This is a genomic window from Vibrio sp. MM46, from assembly GCF_027587135.1.
GTDB classification, from domain to species: domain Bacteria; phylum Pseudomonadota; class Gammaproteobacteria; order Enterobacterales; family Vibrionaceae; genus Vibrio; species Vibrio harveyi.
Genome location: NZ_JAPPTO010000005.1, coordinates 212,836 through 229,327, shown reverse-complemented (window position 1 = coordinate 229,327; position 16,492 = coordinate 212,836). Strand labels below are relative to the sequence as shown.

Genomic DNA, 16,492 nt, shown 5'->3' with positions numbered 1-16,492 from the left:
GATTGCGATGATGCTTTCTATTGTTCGAGGTTACTATGAACAAGATTTTAATTCCCCTACTTACCTCTTTGCTTACCTTTTCTGCGTACGCCGATATCGAAGGTCGATATGACGATGGTGCTCGTTGGGCATTCATTTCTGACGATGACTCAAAAAACGTCGCCGTTATTGACACCTTTACGTTTTCCTACACAGACCAGATCGAACTCAAGGCAAAACCGATTCATCTTGAAGTGTCAGACGTACAAGACGTTCTCGTTTACATTGACGGACAAACTCCAACCGTCTATGTCTACGACTTAGTTAAAAAGACACATTGGCAGATGGAGATGGAAAGTGTTCCTACAGAAATTACCTTTCATGCTGATGAAGCCCAACTGGCAGTGGCCATGAAGGATCGCATAGACATTATTAAACCGCTAAAACGTGAATACATCGCCACGATTACCGACATCAAATCGCCGTTTAGCATGAACTTTGATAACGGCGGCTACAACTTGTATGTTTCAGAAAGCAAGTCAGGAAAAACACTTATTTATCGTAATCACGATGGTCAAAGAAGCTATATCAATGTCGGCGAAGGTAACGTATCTGAACTGACTTTGTCACCAGACGCGCGCTTAGCGCTTACCTCCCAATATAAAGATAATTCAGTGGTTGTTTGGGATCTCTCTATGGAAATGGAATTCAACACCTTCCATTTCGACTCACAACCTTGGCGTCCTTACGTGAGTTCAGATTCTGAATATATTGTTCTTGCCAGTGAAAGTGGTCAAGCGCAAGTTATCGAATCCTGGGGAGGTGAAGTTGTCAAGGAACTCAAGCTTACCGGGGCTCCAAAATCTATTCGTACTGGTTGGATCGAGACAATGGGCATCATTGAATCAAAGGGAGCTCTGGACATTTTTGAGCTTTCGACCAATACACCAGTCCAATCTGTCTCGTTAAAAAATGACTTACGAGAAGTGGTTGTGGTTTCAGACTCAAAGACGCTCTTTGCAACACAAGAAGGCTCTTCAAAACTTTTCGTATACGACATCCGCACCAACAAGGTGTTGAAAGAGATCGACACCAAGCTCGCCAAGCCCCACCTGCTAGCGATGGGCATTACAAATACTGTATGTCACTAAAGGAACGAACAATGAGACGACAAACTTCCTATACTATCTACGCTTTTCTAGCGGCATGCTTGCTGAGTTTTAGCGCCGCGGCTAAACCTTTAAAGTTTGAACTGCAAGAGAATACCTTAGGTAGGGTGACCGAGAAAAATTGGCAAGGAAAATTCTTATTAATGGGTATTGGTTACACCAGTTGCCCAGACATTTGCCCCACCACTGTCATCGATTTAGCGACAGCGGTGAATTCGTTAAAAGAGGAGACCGATAAGGTCACGCCAATCTTCATCTCTGTTGACCCTAACCGCGATACCGTTGAAAACTTGGACATGTATGTAAAGTACTTTGATCCCAAAATGGTTGGATTAACCGGAACTCAAGAGCAGATCAAAGCAATAGCAAAGAGTATGAAAGCAACCTATGGCTATTCTCTTGAAGGCAAGCCGATTTATCCCCCTCTCCCAAAACAATATGAAGTTTACCACTCTGCCTACATCTACCTTTACGGACCAGACAGAGAGCTTATCGATGTATTTGGCTATGGTGAAGGTGGTGCAAAAATCGGTCAAAGTTTGAAGAGGTATATCAATGAATAAATGGACCTCATTTGCACTGGTTAGCGTAACGCTATGCTTGAGCTTCTCTATAACAGCAAAAGAATGCACCACTCCAGAGGGGTTTAAGCTAGCAAATGCTACTTATCAGCTTACCGAGTTAAAAAGCCCAGTAAGTTTGGTCAATCTATGGGCGGTTTGGTGCCCTCCTTGTTTAAAGGAGTTGCCTGCGCTCGACAGCATAGCGAATAACGAAAATTATAGTGTTGAAACAGTACACATTGGGGACAATCTTCCGGCGATCGATGAGCGTTTTTCTAAATTGGGGATTCATCATTTACCGAAAACCATTGAACCAGACATGGGATCAATTCATGCACTTGGTTTTCAAGGGTTGCCAGCCACATTGGTAGTGATCAATGGTGAAACTAAGTTTCGTTATTCTGGGTATATCAAGCACTCCCCCGAAGTGATTCAAGACTGGCTAACTTGCTTAAGAAAGGAGCTGTAATCATGAAACGTACGCTTATCTTACTTATTCTCTCCATCAGCTTCTCTGCTTTTGCCAGCCCTGAGACTGAAAAAGGCAAAGCGCTATACATCGCCCCTGGGAAAGGTGGTTGCGCCACGTGCCATGGTGAAACCGGAAATGAGCCAGTGATGCCTATGTACCCGAAAATCGGCGGGCAAAGTGAACTTTACCTCTTCAATCAAATGAAGGATTACAAGATGAAAAAACGTAAAAACGGTTTGTTCATGACCATGGAGGTAGCAATGGAACACTACACCGACGAAGAAATTCGCCTTATGGCTAAATACTTAAGCGTAGTGAGCAGCAACTAAGGGCATCGCTCTTAGAAATTCTGCCAGAAGTATTCAGCCAAAACGGTTTAGCTCCACAGAACTAAACCGTTTCTATCAGGTTAGAAAAAGGTTCTTCAAACCATAAATCGTACAATGAGCCTATCTAACGAAAGCTTGGGATAATTGCTGGAATCCCCGGAAGTAAGCCCACCAATGCCATTACGCTCGTTAGCACAACAAACATAATGCCAGGCAATACCCAACGACTCATTTTACTGAGTTCCCCACTACGTTCTTTACAGCCGACTAAGCCTAAATTATCTAGCAACATGGTGAGAGACCAGCCAAATGCAGGGTTAACTAACGCTGAAGAAAATACAACAATCGCTGCCGATTGAGTGGTTTTCCCTTCACGCGTCATTTCCATTCCTGCTTCTAGCAAAGGCACAAATACCCCAACAATGAGCGCAACACAAAGTACAGGTTGCCAGATCGCTAAGTCCATTGGGTAGCCCCAAACCGCGGCGATGATACAGAACAGTGCTGTTAGCAAAGCACCAGCAGGAATTGGGCGTTTAGCGATAGCCGCCGGAACGATGTAAGTTCCCCACGAAGACGTAAAGTTAGTACCACCGAGCAGAGAACCGAACGTCTGACGAATGGAAGCGGTGGTCATGGTATCGTCGATGTTCATATGTACTTTTTCTGTACGTTTTGGATAGCTGATTTTTTGAAACACTTGATGCCCTAAAAAATCAGGCGACCACATGGCTACGGCTAAAATAGCAAAAGGCAATACCACCATGAAATGCTCAATCGTAGGTAAACCTAGCATCCAACCCGTATCTTCCCCCCACCAATACATCGGATTCATATTAGGTAAGCCGGGCTCGGTTTGAAAAGAAAACGGAGCGCCCATAGCAAAAGCTAAAGTACCGCCTAGCAAGCAACTAAGAGGAACCGCTAGCCAACGCTTACGAAAGTGTTCCAGTAATGCATATAAAATAATGGTGCAAAAGATCACGACAAAAGCAATGTGGCTCATCCCTATTCCCTCTGCCCACGCGAACAGCTTTTTGACTTGAGAGACGGTTCCAACAAAGCCAAGGTAGAGCAATAAACCACCACACACGCCTTTACTGGTGAGATTTGCCAACATGCTGCCACCTTTACTGATGGCTAACAGTATGCCAAAAGCGCCAATCAGCAGACCAAAGGCCATTGGGTGCCCGCCTGCTGCAACGACGATAGGAATTAATGGGATGAGCGGGCCGTGTGTACCCGCGAGGTTTGCGGTCGGCAACAGAAAGCCTGAGAAAAGAATAATGAAAACAGAGGCGATGAGTAGTTCATAACGTACATTTTCTAAAACAAAGCCTTCATTCAACCCTAGCGCTCCGGCAAAGGTTGCTGCAATGGCTCCCACCATAACAACTTTACCAATGGTCGCGGCCATCGCCGGAATGGTGTCTTCTACCTCGAATCGATAATCTTTAAACGGCAAATTAGGACGCCAACGTTTAGGCGCCATGATTTGCAACTCGTGCTCTAAATATTGTTCTCGGGACTCAAACTCCGAGCTAGGTTTATGTTGTTGTTCATAAGTGAGTTCATCCTCACTGGCTTTAGGCTTATCTGTTCGAATATGTACGGACTCTAAAGTGCTGCTCATTGTGATTCCTTTCGTTCACACTCTAAGGTGTGTTTTTCCAACCAACGTTGTTTGCTCAATAAACGAAGATTAAGCAAGTCGTTGTCTCTATATTCTCTGCGACAAGAACTCGATAACTGATCTTTATGAACTCTTAAAATTCAGTTGCTAGTACCTTATACCAAACGAAAAAATACAAATAGTCTCAGGTGGTTAGACATTAGTCGTAGGGTTCGGGCTAACGGTATGAGCGTTGTGATGGGATTTGATAGACCTAGCTCAAAGTCTTTGGTGAAAGCGAACGAAAGGTGTGGAAGCCTGGTGAGCCAACAGCAACAGAAAGCTTGGGTTAGCGGCTTTTTGTCCAATGAAGAAAGGGGCTCACGTAGCCCCTTTTAATTTATCGATTCATGTGTCGCAATTAGTCTAACAGCGCATCAACTGGATAATAGTTTTCGAAACACTCGCTGTTTTAATGTCTTCCATCGAGCAAAAAGCAAACCAATAGCGATTAAAATATAGATCGTCGGCTCTGCAACCTCAGACTTCACCGACCAATAAAAATGAATCGGTGCCAATATCGCAGCTAAGTAAACCCAGTTATGCAGCTTTTGCCATTTGGAACCCATCTTGCGTTGCATAGATTGAGTCGAAGTCACCGCCAGAAGTAACAAGATCACCCACACTGCCGCACCAACGGTCAAATAAGGGCGTTTGACGATTTCAGAGGCAAGCAAACTCCAATCTAACCCTAAATCAAGAACAGCAAACGCAACCAAATGAAGCACTGCCCAGAAAAAGCTGTAGAGCCCGAGTAGTCGTCTGACTCGAACTAACAATCCCTGCTTGGTCCAACGCGCAAGCGGAGAAACCAACAAGGTAATAAACAGCGTATTCAGCGCGCTAATACCCGTGTAATGGATAATGCCTTGAACAGGGTCGCCACCTAAGTTGTCGGTATTAATCGCAATAACCAGCAGACCTAAAAAGCCTAAAGAGACAAGATGGATAAGGACCTTAAGCGCAATGATGTGTTTTGGCGTCAGCTTTCTCAATAGAACTTCCTCAGGTCCATATTCTTATAGAGATGCGCCACCTCTTCCTCGTAACCGTTGAACATCAATGTTGGCTGTCTGCGAGTACTGAGCACACTGCCCTCGCCGATGAAACGCTCGCTAGCTTGGCTCCAACGTGGGTGGTCAACATTTGGGTTCACATTAGCGTAAAAACCGTATTCATTTGGTGCTAAACGATTCCACGTTGTTGGCGGCTCTCGGTCAGTTAAACGAATTCGAACAATAGACTTAATGCTTTTGAAGCCATACTTCCACGGTACAACTAAGCGAAGTGGCGCACCGTTTTGTGGTGCAAGCGTCTTACCGTATAAACCGACAGAAATCAGTGCGAGCGGGTTCATTGCTTCATCAAGACGAAGCCCTTCGACGTAAGGATATTCAATACTGCTAAACGAGCCTTGAGCTGGGAACTGTTTCGGGTCGTAGAGGGTTTCAAAAGCAACGTATTTCGCGCTACTTTTTGGATCCGCCATTTTGATGATGTCTGCTAGAGGGAAACCAATCCACGGAATGTTCATTGACCATGCTTCGACACAACGTAAGCGATAGATTCGCTCTTCTAGTGTGAACTTGTTAAAGATGTCATCGTAATCGAGCTTAATCGGGTTATTCACCAAGCCATCGATCTCAACCGTCCATGGGTCAGACACAAATTCAGAAGAGTTTTTCGCTGGGTCAGATTTATCGGTACCAAACTCATAGAAGTTATTGTATTTCAAAACCTTGCTCTCAGGAGTAAGAGAAAGATCCGCTTGATACTGCTGTGGCTTAGTCACACTAAGATCAATTCGATTATCTGAGACTGGCTTTTCCTTTGACGAGAAGATGTCCAAAATACCAGCTTGTGCATTCGCAGCGAGTGGCATACCGACAACCGCAATGCCTAACTTTTTCAATATTTCACGACGCTCTTTATAGACGGACTCTGGCGTCGCTTCGTTTTCAGATAAAGCCCAGCGATGATTCTTCTTAATCCACATAATCTTCCCCGAATGTGTTCATACTTTAGTAAATAGCGAACTGGTAATACGTTGATTAAGACAGACCGTAGCAATGGCAGTTCTATTTCATAGAAAACGAAAAACCGATATGCATTTAAGTTTGCAATTACTATTCAGCCGCACGGTGGAACACGCAACGACTTCATTATTAACCAAATCTAAAAACTGATTTAGGGATTACCCCTCTTATCATTAACAATCACAACTCTATACTGGCATTGTTCCCAAACTTTCCAATCATGAGCCTTGTGATGCTAGCGATTTCCACGACTTTAAAATCCGTTCTCGAAAAAACACTGCCGTTAACGGTCGGTCTCTTTGCGATCATGTCAGTACAACTTATTGATGCAGTGTTTATCGGCAAGCTTGGTGTAAACGAGCTTACGGTGCAAGGTATTACCATGCCTTTCCAAGCTGCATTTATCGGAATTCAAGTCGGCATCGGTGTCGCGGCAATATCGATCATTTCTCATGCTTTTGGTGCAAATGACACACGACGAGCTACCAATACGGCTTCACTTGCATTGCTTGTTGGAAGCGCTTTTATCGCACTTATTGGAGTTACGTTGTGGTTGATGGAACAAAGTGTGTTTTCCGCATTTATCTCTGTGGAAGACGGCGGCACCCAGTATCAGCAACTTGAAGTGTTATTTGGTCAGTTCTGGGGCTTGTGGTTGTTGAGCGCACTATCGAGTGCTGTGCTGTATTTGATGACCTGTGTTTATCGTGCGAATGGTGACACTAAAGTCACTGGCTCCGTTTTTGTCATCGCAAGCCTTATCAACCTCGTACTTGATCCAATCTTTATGTTCGTTCTTAACATGGGGATCGCAGGTGCAGCGCTAGCATCTATGCTTGGTTTTGCCATCAGCGCGGCTTACATGATGCAAAGAGCCAAAGGTCGCCATTGGTTCGCTCCTTTATCTTGTGCTTTAGCCAGCAAAGAGGATTTCAATCTACTGATCAAAACCACGATTCCAACCATGATGAACCAAATCTTACCGTCAGTCAGCGCGTTCGTGACTGTGATGTTCATCGCTCATCTTGGAACCAATGAAATTGCGTTTTGGAGTTTGCTCAATCGAGTCGAGAGCTTCTTGCTAATCTTCACATTGGCGCTCACCATGTCGTTACCACCGATGATTGGTCGTGAGCTCGGTGCCGAACGTTTCGATTCAATCCAAGCGCTTGTTCAATCAGCTTCTCGCTTTGTGATCTTGTTCCACTTGGTCATCGCAACTTTGTTGGTGGTAAGTTTACCAATCGTTGTTCCTCTACTATCGGCGGACAACACAATGCAAGATTGGTTGAAGCTAGCCCTTTGGGTGATTCCGTTTAGCTACGGTCCTTTAGGCTTATGTATGGTTGTCACTTCAATCTTCAACGCATTGGGTAAACCCAAAACCGCCCTTTTCGTTTGCTTTGTTAGATTGCTGGTTCTGTACATCCCAGCGATTGCGATTGGCTCGTTACAGGGTGACATTTTTACTATCATCATTGCGGCAACAATAGCGAATGTACTCGCTGGATTGTTTTCATGGTTACAGTTAACGAGCTATGCAAAACAAAACTTATCCGCTACTCATGCCCCCATGATGAAAGTGAAAACAGCAGAACACCGATAATCAATAGTATCTTGGATATTTCGAGTGATTAAATGTGTTAGTCTTGGTGAAATAAAGCAAATATGGAACCTGTTTTTATGCTGGGTAAATTCACTAAGGTGATTGACCATTTCTCTGATATGGGTGTTCCACCTCAAACGGTTAAACCCTTGTCAACTCAGTTTAAATTGCTCTCACTAAACCCATCAGATATTTTGCTCGCACAGGGATCTCAGCAGGACTATGGCTATTTTATCCTGTCCGGAATACTTAGAGCTTGTCATTACGGTGAGAACGGTTTTGAACGATGCAAAGAGTTTTATTTTCAAGATGAGCTATGCTTCCTCTATTCAAGTTGGTTGCAGGGAATGCCTGCCCAATATCAAATTGAAGCTATTACAACAGCAGAAGTAATAAGGATCCCTTTGAATTTACTGGCATTGCCTTCGTTCTCACAAGCCAAAGTCACACTGTTACAGCAACAATTAATATTCAAGGAGCAGAAAGAAGCCCTTCTATTACTCCACACACCCGAGCAAAGGTATCGGCACTTGCTGCAGTATTGGCCACATTGGTTAGCCAAACTTAATAACATTCAGATAGCCAGCTATATCGGTATTAGCCCTGTCAGCCTATCGAGATTGAAAGCCAGAATTAAAAGCTAAATATAAAAAGTAGGAATTAACTAAAGTTAATTCCTACCTTAGGATACATACGCATAATCCCACCTCCATATTTATTCTAAATTTTGTAGGAGGGAAGCATGTCGGCATTTCTTTGGTCCCAAATATTGATAGCAATCGCCATCGTATTCGATCTGATATCATTTCAATTTAAAAAAAGGCAAAAAATTGTCTGTTGCTTATGTGCATCTGGCATCTTGATTAGCACCCACTTTGTTCTACTAGAGCAATGGACCGCCGCAAGCTTAATGTTACTCGCTAGTATCCGCTATTTCACTAGTATCTTTACTACATCGAAAAGGTGGATGTTTCTGTATTTAACCTCTGCGTTAATGATCACTGTGATGACCTTTGTTGACTTAATCAATTTGCTTAGTTTTGGCGGAACGCTATTTCAGACCACAGCTGCATTTTGTAAAAGTGATCAACGTTTGCGGCAATTAATGATTGTCGGAACTTTGCTCTGGCTAATACACAATTACCTTGCAGGCTCTCCTACCGCTGTACTAATGGAGCTGTTGTTTATTAGCAGCAATCTTATCGGCTATTATCGTTATTATGGGATACGCCAAGGTCTGTTGACTCAGAACAAATCTGTATAAACATATGCCGATATTTACGACAAACAACATGAAAAAAGAGCGAACTTAGTCGTTCGCTCTATGGCATCTAGCTCATTGGACTACTCTTTAGACCAAGCAAACTTTTCAAATACTTTATCTACTGGGGTGTGAGCAACATGGTTTACGTAGTTACTAATCACTTTTTGCGATAGACCAAGGATCACTTCCAGAACCTGTTGCTGACCGTAACCTGCTGCAAAAAACGCTGCTAGTTCTGTTTCTGATACATTGCCACGCTCACGAACGACAGCAAGAATAAAGTCTTTTAGTGCTTGAAGCTTTTCAGTTGGCATTGCTTCATCATTACGCAATGCTTCAGTCAATGCTGGGTCTACTTTCATTGAGTGCGCGATCCCGGTATGTGCAGGAACACAGTAGTGACATTCGTGCTCAACGTTGATGGTTTGCCATACCACTGTTAGCTCTTCAGCGTCGAATGATGTATTAGTGAATTGCTGATGCAGTTGCGTGTACGCCGTTAGGATTTGAGGAGACTCAGCCATTACCGCGTAAAGACCCGGAATCATACCCATTTGCTTTTGTGCACCTTCAAGGATTGCTTTGCTTTTTTCTGGTGCAGACTCAACAGTGTGTAGTTTAAATTCGTTCATTTTTCTCTTTCCCATTCTCTAACTTATTAACTTTACTGACTTATTTCACTTCTGGCTCTAGCAGGACTTTGGTTACAAACAAACGAACCGCTGGCGCTACAAGGGCTAAAACTAACAGTGCAGATGGCACCATTTGTGAAACTGCGTTTAACCATGCATCGAAGAACATACCGTTTGTAGGTAACGTCTTAGCAACCATGATAGCTGGCATGCTAAGAAGCATAGTTGGTAGAACCATAGAAACCATTAATGGGTACTGGAACTTGCGCGGAAACTTTTTCATATTTGACTCTCTTGTACATTACTTCGATTGGCTAACTGATGGGGCTATATTAGCCCCGACCATCGCAATCAAAAATAGACAACATTGAACTTGAATCTTTCATATTTGAATGATTAACTCAAAGTGTCATTCCCAAGAGCGTTCAATTATGAAAGCAAAAGACATCTCCAACCTCTATCTGTTTTGCCAATCTGTCGAGTGTGGCGGCTTTGCTGCGGCGAGCCTCAAAACACACGTTTCAGCCCCAACGCTGTCAAGGGCGGTGGCAAGCCTCGAAGATAAACTGGGTGAAAAACTGGTACACCGTAATGCAAAACAGTTCCAACTCACGACGGCAGGCGACGAATACTACCAACGCTTCGCTGCCCTATTTATGCAGTTAAATGATGAATGGACGCAGCTTTCGAATAGCCAGCCAGTATTGACGGGTGAAATCCGAGTCTCTTGCCCTGAGCCATTTGCTGATAATTTCCTGCAAAAGATGGCGATTGAGTTTATGCAGCTTCACTCAGAGGTATCCGTAACCATTCAATTTAGTGCAGGCACTGAGCGTTTCTTTGATGAGCAGATTGACCTTGCGATTGTAACGACCCCACCTCATGCCAGTCATTTAATACAGCGTCGGTTATTTGAATCACCATTAATGCTCGCAGCATCACCCAGTTATATCGCAAAACATGGTCAGCCAGAACGAGCAGAAGAGTTGATTAACCATCAGCTACTCTCAGGTAATAACTTGCCGTATTGGGAGCTAAAAGAAGATGGCAAAGCGATCCGTATTCCTTATCAGCCTCGTTACTCAATCAGCAGTCTGCGGTTAAATATTGATGCGACAATAGCAGGAGCTGGGATCTGCATGATGCCAAGAGCTGCCTTTGAAAAGCATGCAGAAAGAAAAGAGTTAGTAGAAGTATTGCCAGAACTAGAATACCCAACGGGTAAAGCATTCTTGGTGTGGGCAGACAGAAAGCTGATAGCGACCAGAGTGGTTGCCTTTAGAGACATGATTTTTGAAAGGTTTGGGCAATCGGCAGAATTTCTGGCTTCGATTCACTCAGAGCGAAATTAGTAGTTGTTGTATATATGAAATGCCTATTTATAAATGAAATGCGCCAGGCTAGACGAACTAATCTGGCGTTTATTTTGTAACTTTTACGATTACTTTTTACGAAAATATAGGAATGCATTTAACCAAGCTAACCCAAGAATAATCAGCGTCATTACAGGTGGCTTAGACTGAAGTGGTAGCACTTCGGCTGGCACATTTGGCAATAGGTGAACATACACCGCGACAATCATAATTGTGGTAGTTAACAGCGCTGATAACTGCATGGCTTTATCTTTAATTGGTGCTGCGAGTACCTTATTGCCAATCATCACCACAAGTAGCAGTAAACCTGCAAAAATCTCACCTAATTGACCCATCCATCGAGACAAAGTAGGAAAAGGCAGTTCACTTAACGCAATCTGTTTTGCGAACATAGTCGCAAACGGGTCAAAGAATTTTACGGTTCCCGCCATCACCATAAAGGCACCGAGAAGACCAGTTAGGATCTTTTGAACTGTTGTTCCTGCGCTGTCGGCTTTGTCATAATTACGAACCAAAAAAACACTCGTAACGAGTAGCATCGCGCCGATAAGAGATAATTCAAGAACTAATTGTGATGTGCTCATAGCAAACCTTCATTATGTGTTAGCAAGTTGATGGCGCTATTCTACGAAACACAATAAACCTCAAAAATAGACAGGTTTGATTTTTATCCGTTCAAAAATGCAAGATTAAATATTACCTCTAGAGCCTTTAAGTGAGCCGTGCGATTTGCTCTCTTACGGTCTCTAAAGCGGACTGCAATTGTGGGCGGCTTAGTGGACCAGCGAGTGATATCCTCACCGCTGCTGGCACTTCATACCGACCCACGGCAAACATTTCTGCTTCTCTCACTCTGACTCCATGTTTCAACAACGATTGGTTAAAGTGATACCCTGTTAATGGCTCAGGCAAAGGTAACCATACATTGTAGCCAGGGACGCCAATCTGGATTTCGGGAAATACAGCCTTCCAGATCCGATGACGCGCACTGAGTTCCATCGCGATCTCTTCGTCCACCGCCTGCATCGCTTCGCTGGTTAACCAACGACAAACCAGATCGATTATCAAAGGGCTAACATACATACAGCTGGCTCGTAGCGCTCGTTGCAGTAACTCTTTGAAAGACAATGGAAGAATGATAAAGCCCAGTCGCAATCCACCCGCGAAGTACTTAGAAAAACTGCCCACGTATAAGGTAATATCCGGAGCAATAGCGACTAAAGGACTCTTTCGATGGGATGGCGGGCAGTAGAGAACGTCGTCCTCAATAATCAACACATTGTAACGACGGCATATTTCTATGATTTTTAGTCTTCGGCTATCTGTTAATTGAGCTCCGGTCGGGTTTTGTATTCCCGGCGTGAGATAAAGCAGTTTTGGGCGATGCCTCTTACAGTGCAATGCCAGATCTTCTGGATCTAATCCATGTTCATCGACTTTTACTGGCACTAGCTTTCGTTCGGATTGCTGACATGCATAGATGAACTCTGGATAACACAGCCCTTCGGCAAGAATAGTATCTTTTGGACGGCTTAATGCTTGAATAATCAGCGAGATCCCGTGTTGCCCTCCATGAGTCCACATTAGACGCCGTGCGTCAATATCGATATTAAACTTGCTCATCAGCCATTGTCGAAGAGTCTCGTTATGACCCTGAATGCCATCAGCGGAGTAGTAATCCAGCACGGCTGCCTGCGCGATCTCCTCGTGAGATAACTCTTTCAACGCATTCGCCAGAAATTTCGGCTGCGATAATAACAAAGGTCGGCAGCGCGCTAAATCAATGCCTTGTTCTTCCAATACCGGATGATAAAAATGGTTCAGTTCAGTTTCTCTGTTCCGAACATAAGTTCCACTTCCTACTTTTGGCTCTGTTAAGCCCCTCTGCTCAAGCTCCTGATACGCCCTTGTCACCGTTCCAACCGTCACACCCAAGCGATAAGACAAAATACGCTGAGGGGGTAATTTCGTATCTGGTTCAAGTTCACCACTCTCTATCACCTCAGCAATCGCATCAGCCAGTGCCATAAACTTAGGTCCGGAACGACCCGATATATCAGGGACTAACATTGTCTCTCTCCGAAGGGGTACAATTAATTCTTGTATTCAGGATAAATAAGGCCTGACGAAAATGAAATCAAAGAATTGTCACCATGACGCATTAAATGTAGGTCTCTCTCACTTCGCCCCTTTACTCTTGGCTCAGCAGCACTTATTTGAGAGGAAAGGAAATGACAACATTATGGGACCTAATGCCAGCGATGAGTTTATTTGCGTTTGTTACCGCCATCACGCCCGGTCCAAATAACTTATTGCTCGCCAACTCAGGGGCACAATTTGGTGTCCGGAAATCATGGCGACACCTAATTGGTATCCGTATTGGTGTTATCGGGTTAATTCTGCTTTGCGCGTGTGGTGCCGGCGTTGCTCTCCAGACTCATCCAAGTTGGTATCTCGCCATAAAATACATCGGTCTGGCTTACATGTTCTGGTTGATAATAAAGCTATTGTGTACCAACTCTTTCGCGGGTAAAGCCACCAAAAGCAAACCAATCAACGTAACTCAGGCTACGTTGTTTCAACTAGGTAATATGAAGGCTTGGATGGCATCACTTGCTTTGGTCACAAGTTATAGCCTCCCCTCTAGCTATTGGTTATCTGTCGCATTGATTACTTTCGTGTTTACGACATTCGGACTGTTTGCCAATATGACTTGGGTCTGGGTTGGTCAAAAAATCCGTGTTTATCTCAATACCACATTAAAGCAGCGTATGTTCAATATCAGCCTAGCAGCGATAACATTCATATCATTGTTACCAGTGTTGGAGCACTCAATCTGAGTACTAACGGTTAAGTAATACTGGCTGGTGAATCAAAAGAGATAAAACGCCCACACTGCTGAACAAGTGTGGGCGTTTTTGATTTTGGCGCCGTACCGAGTAACTGGATGAGCTCAATACTCTTCTGCTCGCTCTACAAAACTGGGACGTGGTGCGCTTCCACTTTTGTTTTATGAATATGGCTCATCTTATGGGTATTAACGAAATCTGTTCCATCCGCAAATTTCTTTTTCACGCTATTTGTCAGTATTGTAATGGTGTTACCAAAAACGGCGTCAGTGTGGCGGGCATATTCACACATCGTTGTCTTAACGCCACGTTCAGCAAATTCCTTCTCCATCTTACGAGAATAAGTAACGAATTCAGCCGGCGTGATTTGCTCGTCTAATTTCGCATTATCTACAACCTTGCTTATCACCTCATTTGGCGTTAGTGATTTATCGAGATTGTCTAAGATCTCCACTGCTTTTTTAGGATGCACAGTTGGCGCTCTTTCACAGGTGTACAATCCATAGAGGAACTCGACAACCATTTCGATCGCTTCTTTGTCGTGTCCACCCATCAGATAGCTTCCGTTACCTACTGCACCGCCAGAAAATTTGCTCTCGCCGTTGAGATGCTTAGCTAAATTGCCGTCTGGCTTGATGCTGACACCGATATCGAAGAAGTAATCTCCGGCATTTAGGGCGAGTAAGGAGACCATGTTCTTTGCAAAGGCAGGACTACCGTAGTTGATGCTTGCCTCATACAGCTCTGTCATCTTCTTCGCAATGGCAGGTGTTGTCATGTTTTTCTTCGTCAGTAATTCATCAACTGAAACGAATTTAACATTCTCAGGAAGCTCTACACGTGAGTCGTAACAGGTTCGACCTTTCGTACGTCTATCGACATAAATAACGTGTTTCACCTTTGGAGTGACTTTAGCATTACTAATTACATTCAGCAGACCATGTTCTTTTTCAACACTTGGAATAACATTGTCTTCGCCACTTTCTGCTTTTGTATTGACCCAGCAATAAGCAACTGTCTTGGTCGGTAGTTTGGAAAAACTCGGTTTTGCACACAACAATGAACTGAGACCACTCTTTTTCTTTTTTTCTTTTAATGGCGTTAGTGCGACGTCGGTGTTTTCGCTGTTGCGCTCAGCAAGGACTCTTTCTCGGTTAGCAGCCCAGCGTTTATTGTCTGCTTGCGTAACTTTTAGTTCTTCCCTTCGAGCTATACGCTGTTGTTCAGCGCGTTCTTGGACGGATTGTTGTGCTTGTTCGGTGTGGTCACTTGGAGGAGATTGATATCGCATTAAGTTTGCCCTAATTACCAAATGTAAGAATTTGTTACAATATGATAAATTTGACACTTAGAATAAAGAGCGGTGATGAAGTAACCGTTCAATAAGGTATTATTACTAAACAAAAGCTCATTATGAAGGGGAAAATTCATTTATTTTCTCTTCGACCTGTTCGCTATTAATACGTTAAAACCACTAAATAATTTATAGTTAAGGTCTCGTCAACGACATTTAAAAAGGGACTCAAATGAGTCCCTTTTTAGTTTCAAATCATCTTAAGCATTCGCTAGTTTTTGTAGCTCTGCTTTGTTTGCTTCTAACCAGGCTTCAAAGCTTTGTGGCTGCTTACCAGTTAGCTTTTCAAATGCCTCACTTGTGCCGTCTGAATAGTTTCCACGGTTGTGTTTGTCCATTGTTACACATAACTCTACGATTGGTGCAGGCAATTCAAACGACTCTAACTGTGCTTGGTAATCCTCATCAGACAAGTTCACCATGGTGGTCGATGTACCCAACACTTTATCTATCACCTTCGCCATTTCCGCATGTGTCATAGATTGCGCACCGTTCATTGGAAGTATAACTTTACCTTGCGCTGGTTTTACTAATGCAGATGCCGCTGCAAAAGCCAAATCTCTACGTGATAACTGAGCCGAGCGACCTTCTGCTGCCGACGTCAACCAATGCCCCGATTGTAGAATGCTTGCGAAGTACTCTGCCAAGTTTTCAAAATACCAATTGTTGCGCATGATGGTGGCATGAGGGATGCGACTTTGTTTAATCGCATTTTCAGTAGCTTCATGCTCATGAGCAAACATCACTGGCGAACTTTCTGCAGAAGGCATCGACGTATAAGCGATATGGCTCACCCCTACTTTTTCCGCTGCCGCTACAGCATTCAAGTGTGCTTGAGTACGAGGACCAGAAGCGTCGATGCTAATAAGCAGCATGCTGTCTGCGCCGAGAAATGCTTTCTCTAGTGACTCTGGGCTAGAAAAGTCTGCTTCGCGAACATCCACACCTTGGCTTGCTAACGCTTGCAGTTTGTCTGCATGGCGAGTAGTTACAATCAATTGGCTTGGTTGAACATTTAGCTCTTCAAGCAGTGCTTTTACTACTTGTGAACCTAGTTTACCTGATGCACCTGTTACTAGAATTTTGCGATCTGACATGATGGTTTCTCCATTCAATTCTTAAATAATTTCTTCTTAATAACGCGGAGATGACCAAGCTGCTGTGGCTCCCCGCTGTCGATGGAGACACTATATC

Annotated in this window: 18 protein-coding genes; 9 read left to right on the top strand and 9 right to left on the bottom strand. The window is 43.8% G+C overall.

Annotated elements, in window-relative coordinates; translation table 11 throughout:
• The first annotated feature begins 35 nt into the window (after window positions 1-35).
• Genes OH459_RS08120 through OH459_RS08105 form a run of 4 tightly spaced genes read left to right on the top strand, consistent with a single transcriptional unit; the run spans window position 36 to window position 2,512 of the window.
• Window positions 36-1,130: a YncE family protein gene (locus OH459_RS08120; RefSeq protein WP_009697483.1), complete on the top strand. Its 1,095-nt coding sequence runs from the start codon at window positions 36-38 to the stop codon at window positions 1,128-1,130.
• Between the two features lie 11 nt (window positions 1,131-1,141).
• On the top strand, window positions 1,142-1,711 hold the full coding sequence (locus OH459_RS08115) for an SCO family protein (RefSeq protein WP_269986327.1): 570 nt from the start codon (window positions 1,142-1,144) through the stop codon (window positions 1,709-1,711).
• Window positions 1,704-2,180, top strand: a complete 477-nt coding sequence (locus tag OH459_RS08110; protein ID WP_009697481.1) for a TlpA family protein disulfide reductase — start codon at window positions 1,704-1,706, stop codon at window positions 2,178-2,180. The genes OH459_RS08115 and OH459_RS08110 overlap by 8 nt, the downstream gene beginning before the upstream one ends.
• A gap of 2 nt (window positions 2,181-2,182) precedes the next feature.
• Window positions 2,183-2,512: a c-type cytochrome gene (locus tag OH459_RS08105; RefSeq protein WP_009697480.1), complete on the top strand. Its 330-nt coding sequence runs from the start codon at window positions 2,183-2,185 to the stop codon at window positions 2,510-2,512.
• A 124-nt stretch (window positions 2,513-2,636) separates the two neighbouring features.
• On the opposite strand, the gene OH459_RS08100 is transcribed toward OH459_RS08105, so the two are convergent.
• From OH459_RS08100 to msrP, 3 genes are all read right to left on the bottom strand, one after another.
• On the bottom strand, window positions 2,637-4,145 hold the full coding sequence (locus OH459_RS08100; RefSeq protein ID WP_258455491.1) for a DUF3360 domain-containing protein: 1,509 nt from the start codon (window positions 4,143-4,145) through the stop codon (window positions 2,637-2,639).
• 416 nt (window positions 4,146-4,561) lie between these two features.
• The gene (gene msrQ / locus OH459_RS08095; protein WP_038897895.1) at window positions 4,562-5,179 is read right to left on the bottom strand and encodes a protein-methionine-sulfoxide reductase heme-binding subunit MsrQ; all 618 of its coding nucleotides are present in this window, start codon (window positions 5,177-5,179) and stop codon (window positions 4,562-4,564) included.
• A complete protein-coding gene (gene msrP / locus OH459_RS08090) occupies window positions 5,176-6,180 on the bottom strand; it encodes a protein-methionine-sulfoxide reductase catalytic subunit MsrP (protein WP_005446028.1) in 1,005 nt (334 codons plus the stop codon). Before msrP ends, msrQ begins: the two co-directional genes overlap by 4 nt.
• A gap of 272 nt (window positions 6,181-6,452) precedes the next feature.
• On the opposite strand from msrP, the gene OH459_RS08085 reads away from it, so the two are divergent.
• The 3 genes from OH459_RS08085 (at window position 6,453) to OH459_RS08075 (ending at window position 9,090) form a co-directional block, all read left to right on the top strand.
• Window positions 6,453-7,826 (top strand): MATE family efflux transporter, encoded by a 1,374-nt coding sequence (locus OH459_RS08085; protein WP_269986324.1) that lies wholly within the window; start codon window positions 6,453-6,455, stop codon window positions 7,824-7,826.
• A 77-nt stretch (window positions 7,827-7,903) separates the two neighbouring features.
• Window positions 7,904-8,470: a Crp/Fnr family transcriptional regulator gene (locus tag OH459_RS08080; RefSeq protein WP_269986322.1), complete on the top strand. Its 567-nt coding sequence runs from the start codon at window positions 7,904-7,906 to the stop codon at window positions 8,468-8,470.
• A 98-nt stretch (window positions 8,471-8,568) separates the two neighbouring features.
• A complete protein-coding gene (locus OH459_RS08075) occupies window positions 8,569-9,090 on the top strand; it encodes a YgjV family protein (protein ID WP_017818086.1) in 522 nt (173 codons plus the stop codon).
• 80 nt (window positions 9,091-9,170) lie between these two features.
• On the opposite strand, the gene OH459_RS08070 is transcribed toward OH459_RS08075, so the two are convergent.
• Together OH459_RS08070 and OH459_RS08065 are read right to left on the bottom strand one after the other, a co-directional pair.
• Window positions 9,171-9,722: a carboxymuconolactone decarboxylase family protein gene (locus OH459_RS08070; protein ID WP_269986320.1), complete on the bottom strand. Its 552-nt coding sequence runs from the start codon at window positions 9,720-9,722 to the stop codon at window positions 9,171-9,173.
• Between the two features lie 40 nt (window positions 9,723-9,762).
• Complete coding sequence (locus tag OH459_RS08065) at window positions 9,763-10,005, bottom strand: hypothetical protein (RefSeq protein WP_005446034.1); 243 nt, start codon at window positions 10,003-10,005, stop codon at window positions 9,763-9,765.
• A 148-nt stretch (window positions 10,006-10,153) separates the two neighbouring features.
• Here OH459_RS08065 and OH459_RS08060 point away from each other — a divergent pair, with 148 nt between their 5' ends.
• A complete protein-coding gene (locus tag OH459_RS08060) occupies window positions 10,154-11,074 on the top strand; it encodes a LysR family transcriptional regulator (RefSeq protein WP_049535959.1) in 921 nt (306 codons plus the stop codon).
• Window positions 11,075-11,163: 89 nt separating this feature from the next.
• Here the strand turns inward: OH459_RS08060 and OH459_RS08055 are convergent, their stop codons facing one another.
• Both OH459_RS08055 and OH459_RS08050 read right to left on the bottom strand, forming a co-directional pair.
• Window positions 11,164-11,679, bottom strand: coding sequence for a hypothetical protein (locus OH459_RS08055; protein WP_269986318.1), 516 nt, complete (start codon window positions 11,677-11,679; stop codon window positions 11,164-11,166).
• 127 nt (window positions 11,680-11,806) lie between these two features.
• Window positions 11,807-13,165 carry an aminotransferase-like domain-containing protein gene (locus tag OH459_RS08050; protein ID WP_009697474.1) on the bottom strand — a complete coding sequence of 453 codons (1,359 nt, stop codon included), beginning with the start codon at window positions 13,163-13,165 and terminating at the stop codon, window positions 11,807-11,809.
• Window positions 13,166-13,326: 161 nt separating this feature from the next.
• On the opposite strand from OH459_RS08050, the gene OH459_RS08045 reads away from it, so the two are divergent.
• Window positions 13,327-13,935 carry a LysE family translocator gene (locus OH459_RS08045; RefSeq protein ID WP_045489164.1) on the top strand — a complete coding sequence of 203 codons (609 nt, stop codon included), beginning with the start codon at window positions 13,327-13,329 and terminating at the stop codon, window positions 13,933-13,935.
• A 133-nt stretch (window positions 13,936-14,068) separates the two neighbouring features.
• Here the strand turns inward: OH459_RS08045 and OH459_RS08040 are convergent, their stop codons facing one another.
• Window positions 14,069-15,235: a hypothetical protein gene (locus tag OH459_RS08040; RefSeq protein WP_269986317.1), complete on the bottom strand. Its 1,167-nt coding sequence runs from the start codon at window positions 15,233-15,235 to the stop codon at window positions 14,069-14,071.
• 263 nt (window positions 15,236-15,498) lie between these two features.
• A complete protein-coding gene (locus OH459_RS08035; RefSeq protein ID WP_050939718.1) occupies window positions 15,499-16,395 on the bottom strand; it encodes an SDR family oxidoreductase in 897 nt (298 codons plus the stop codon).
• Window positions 16,396-16,492 lie beyond the last annotated feature (97 nt).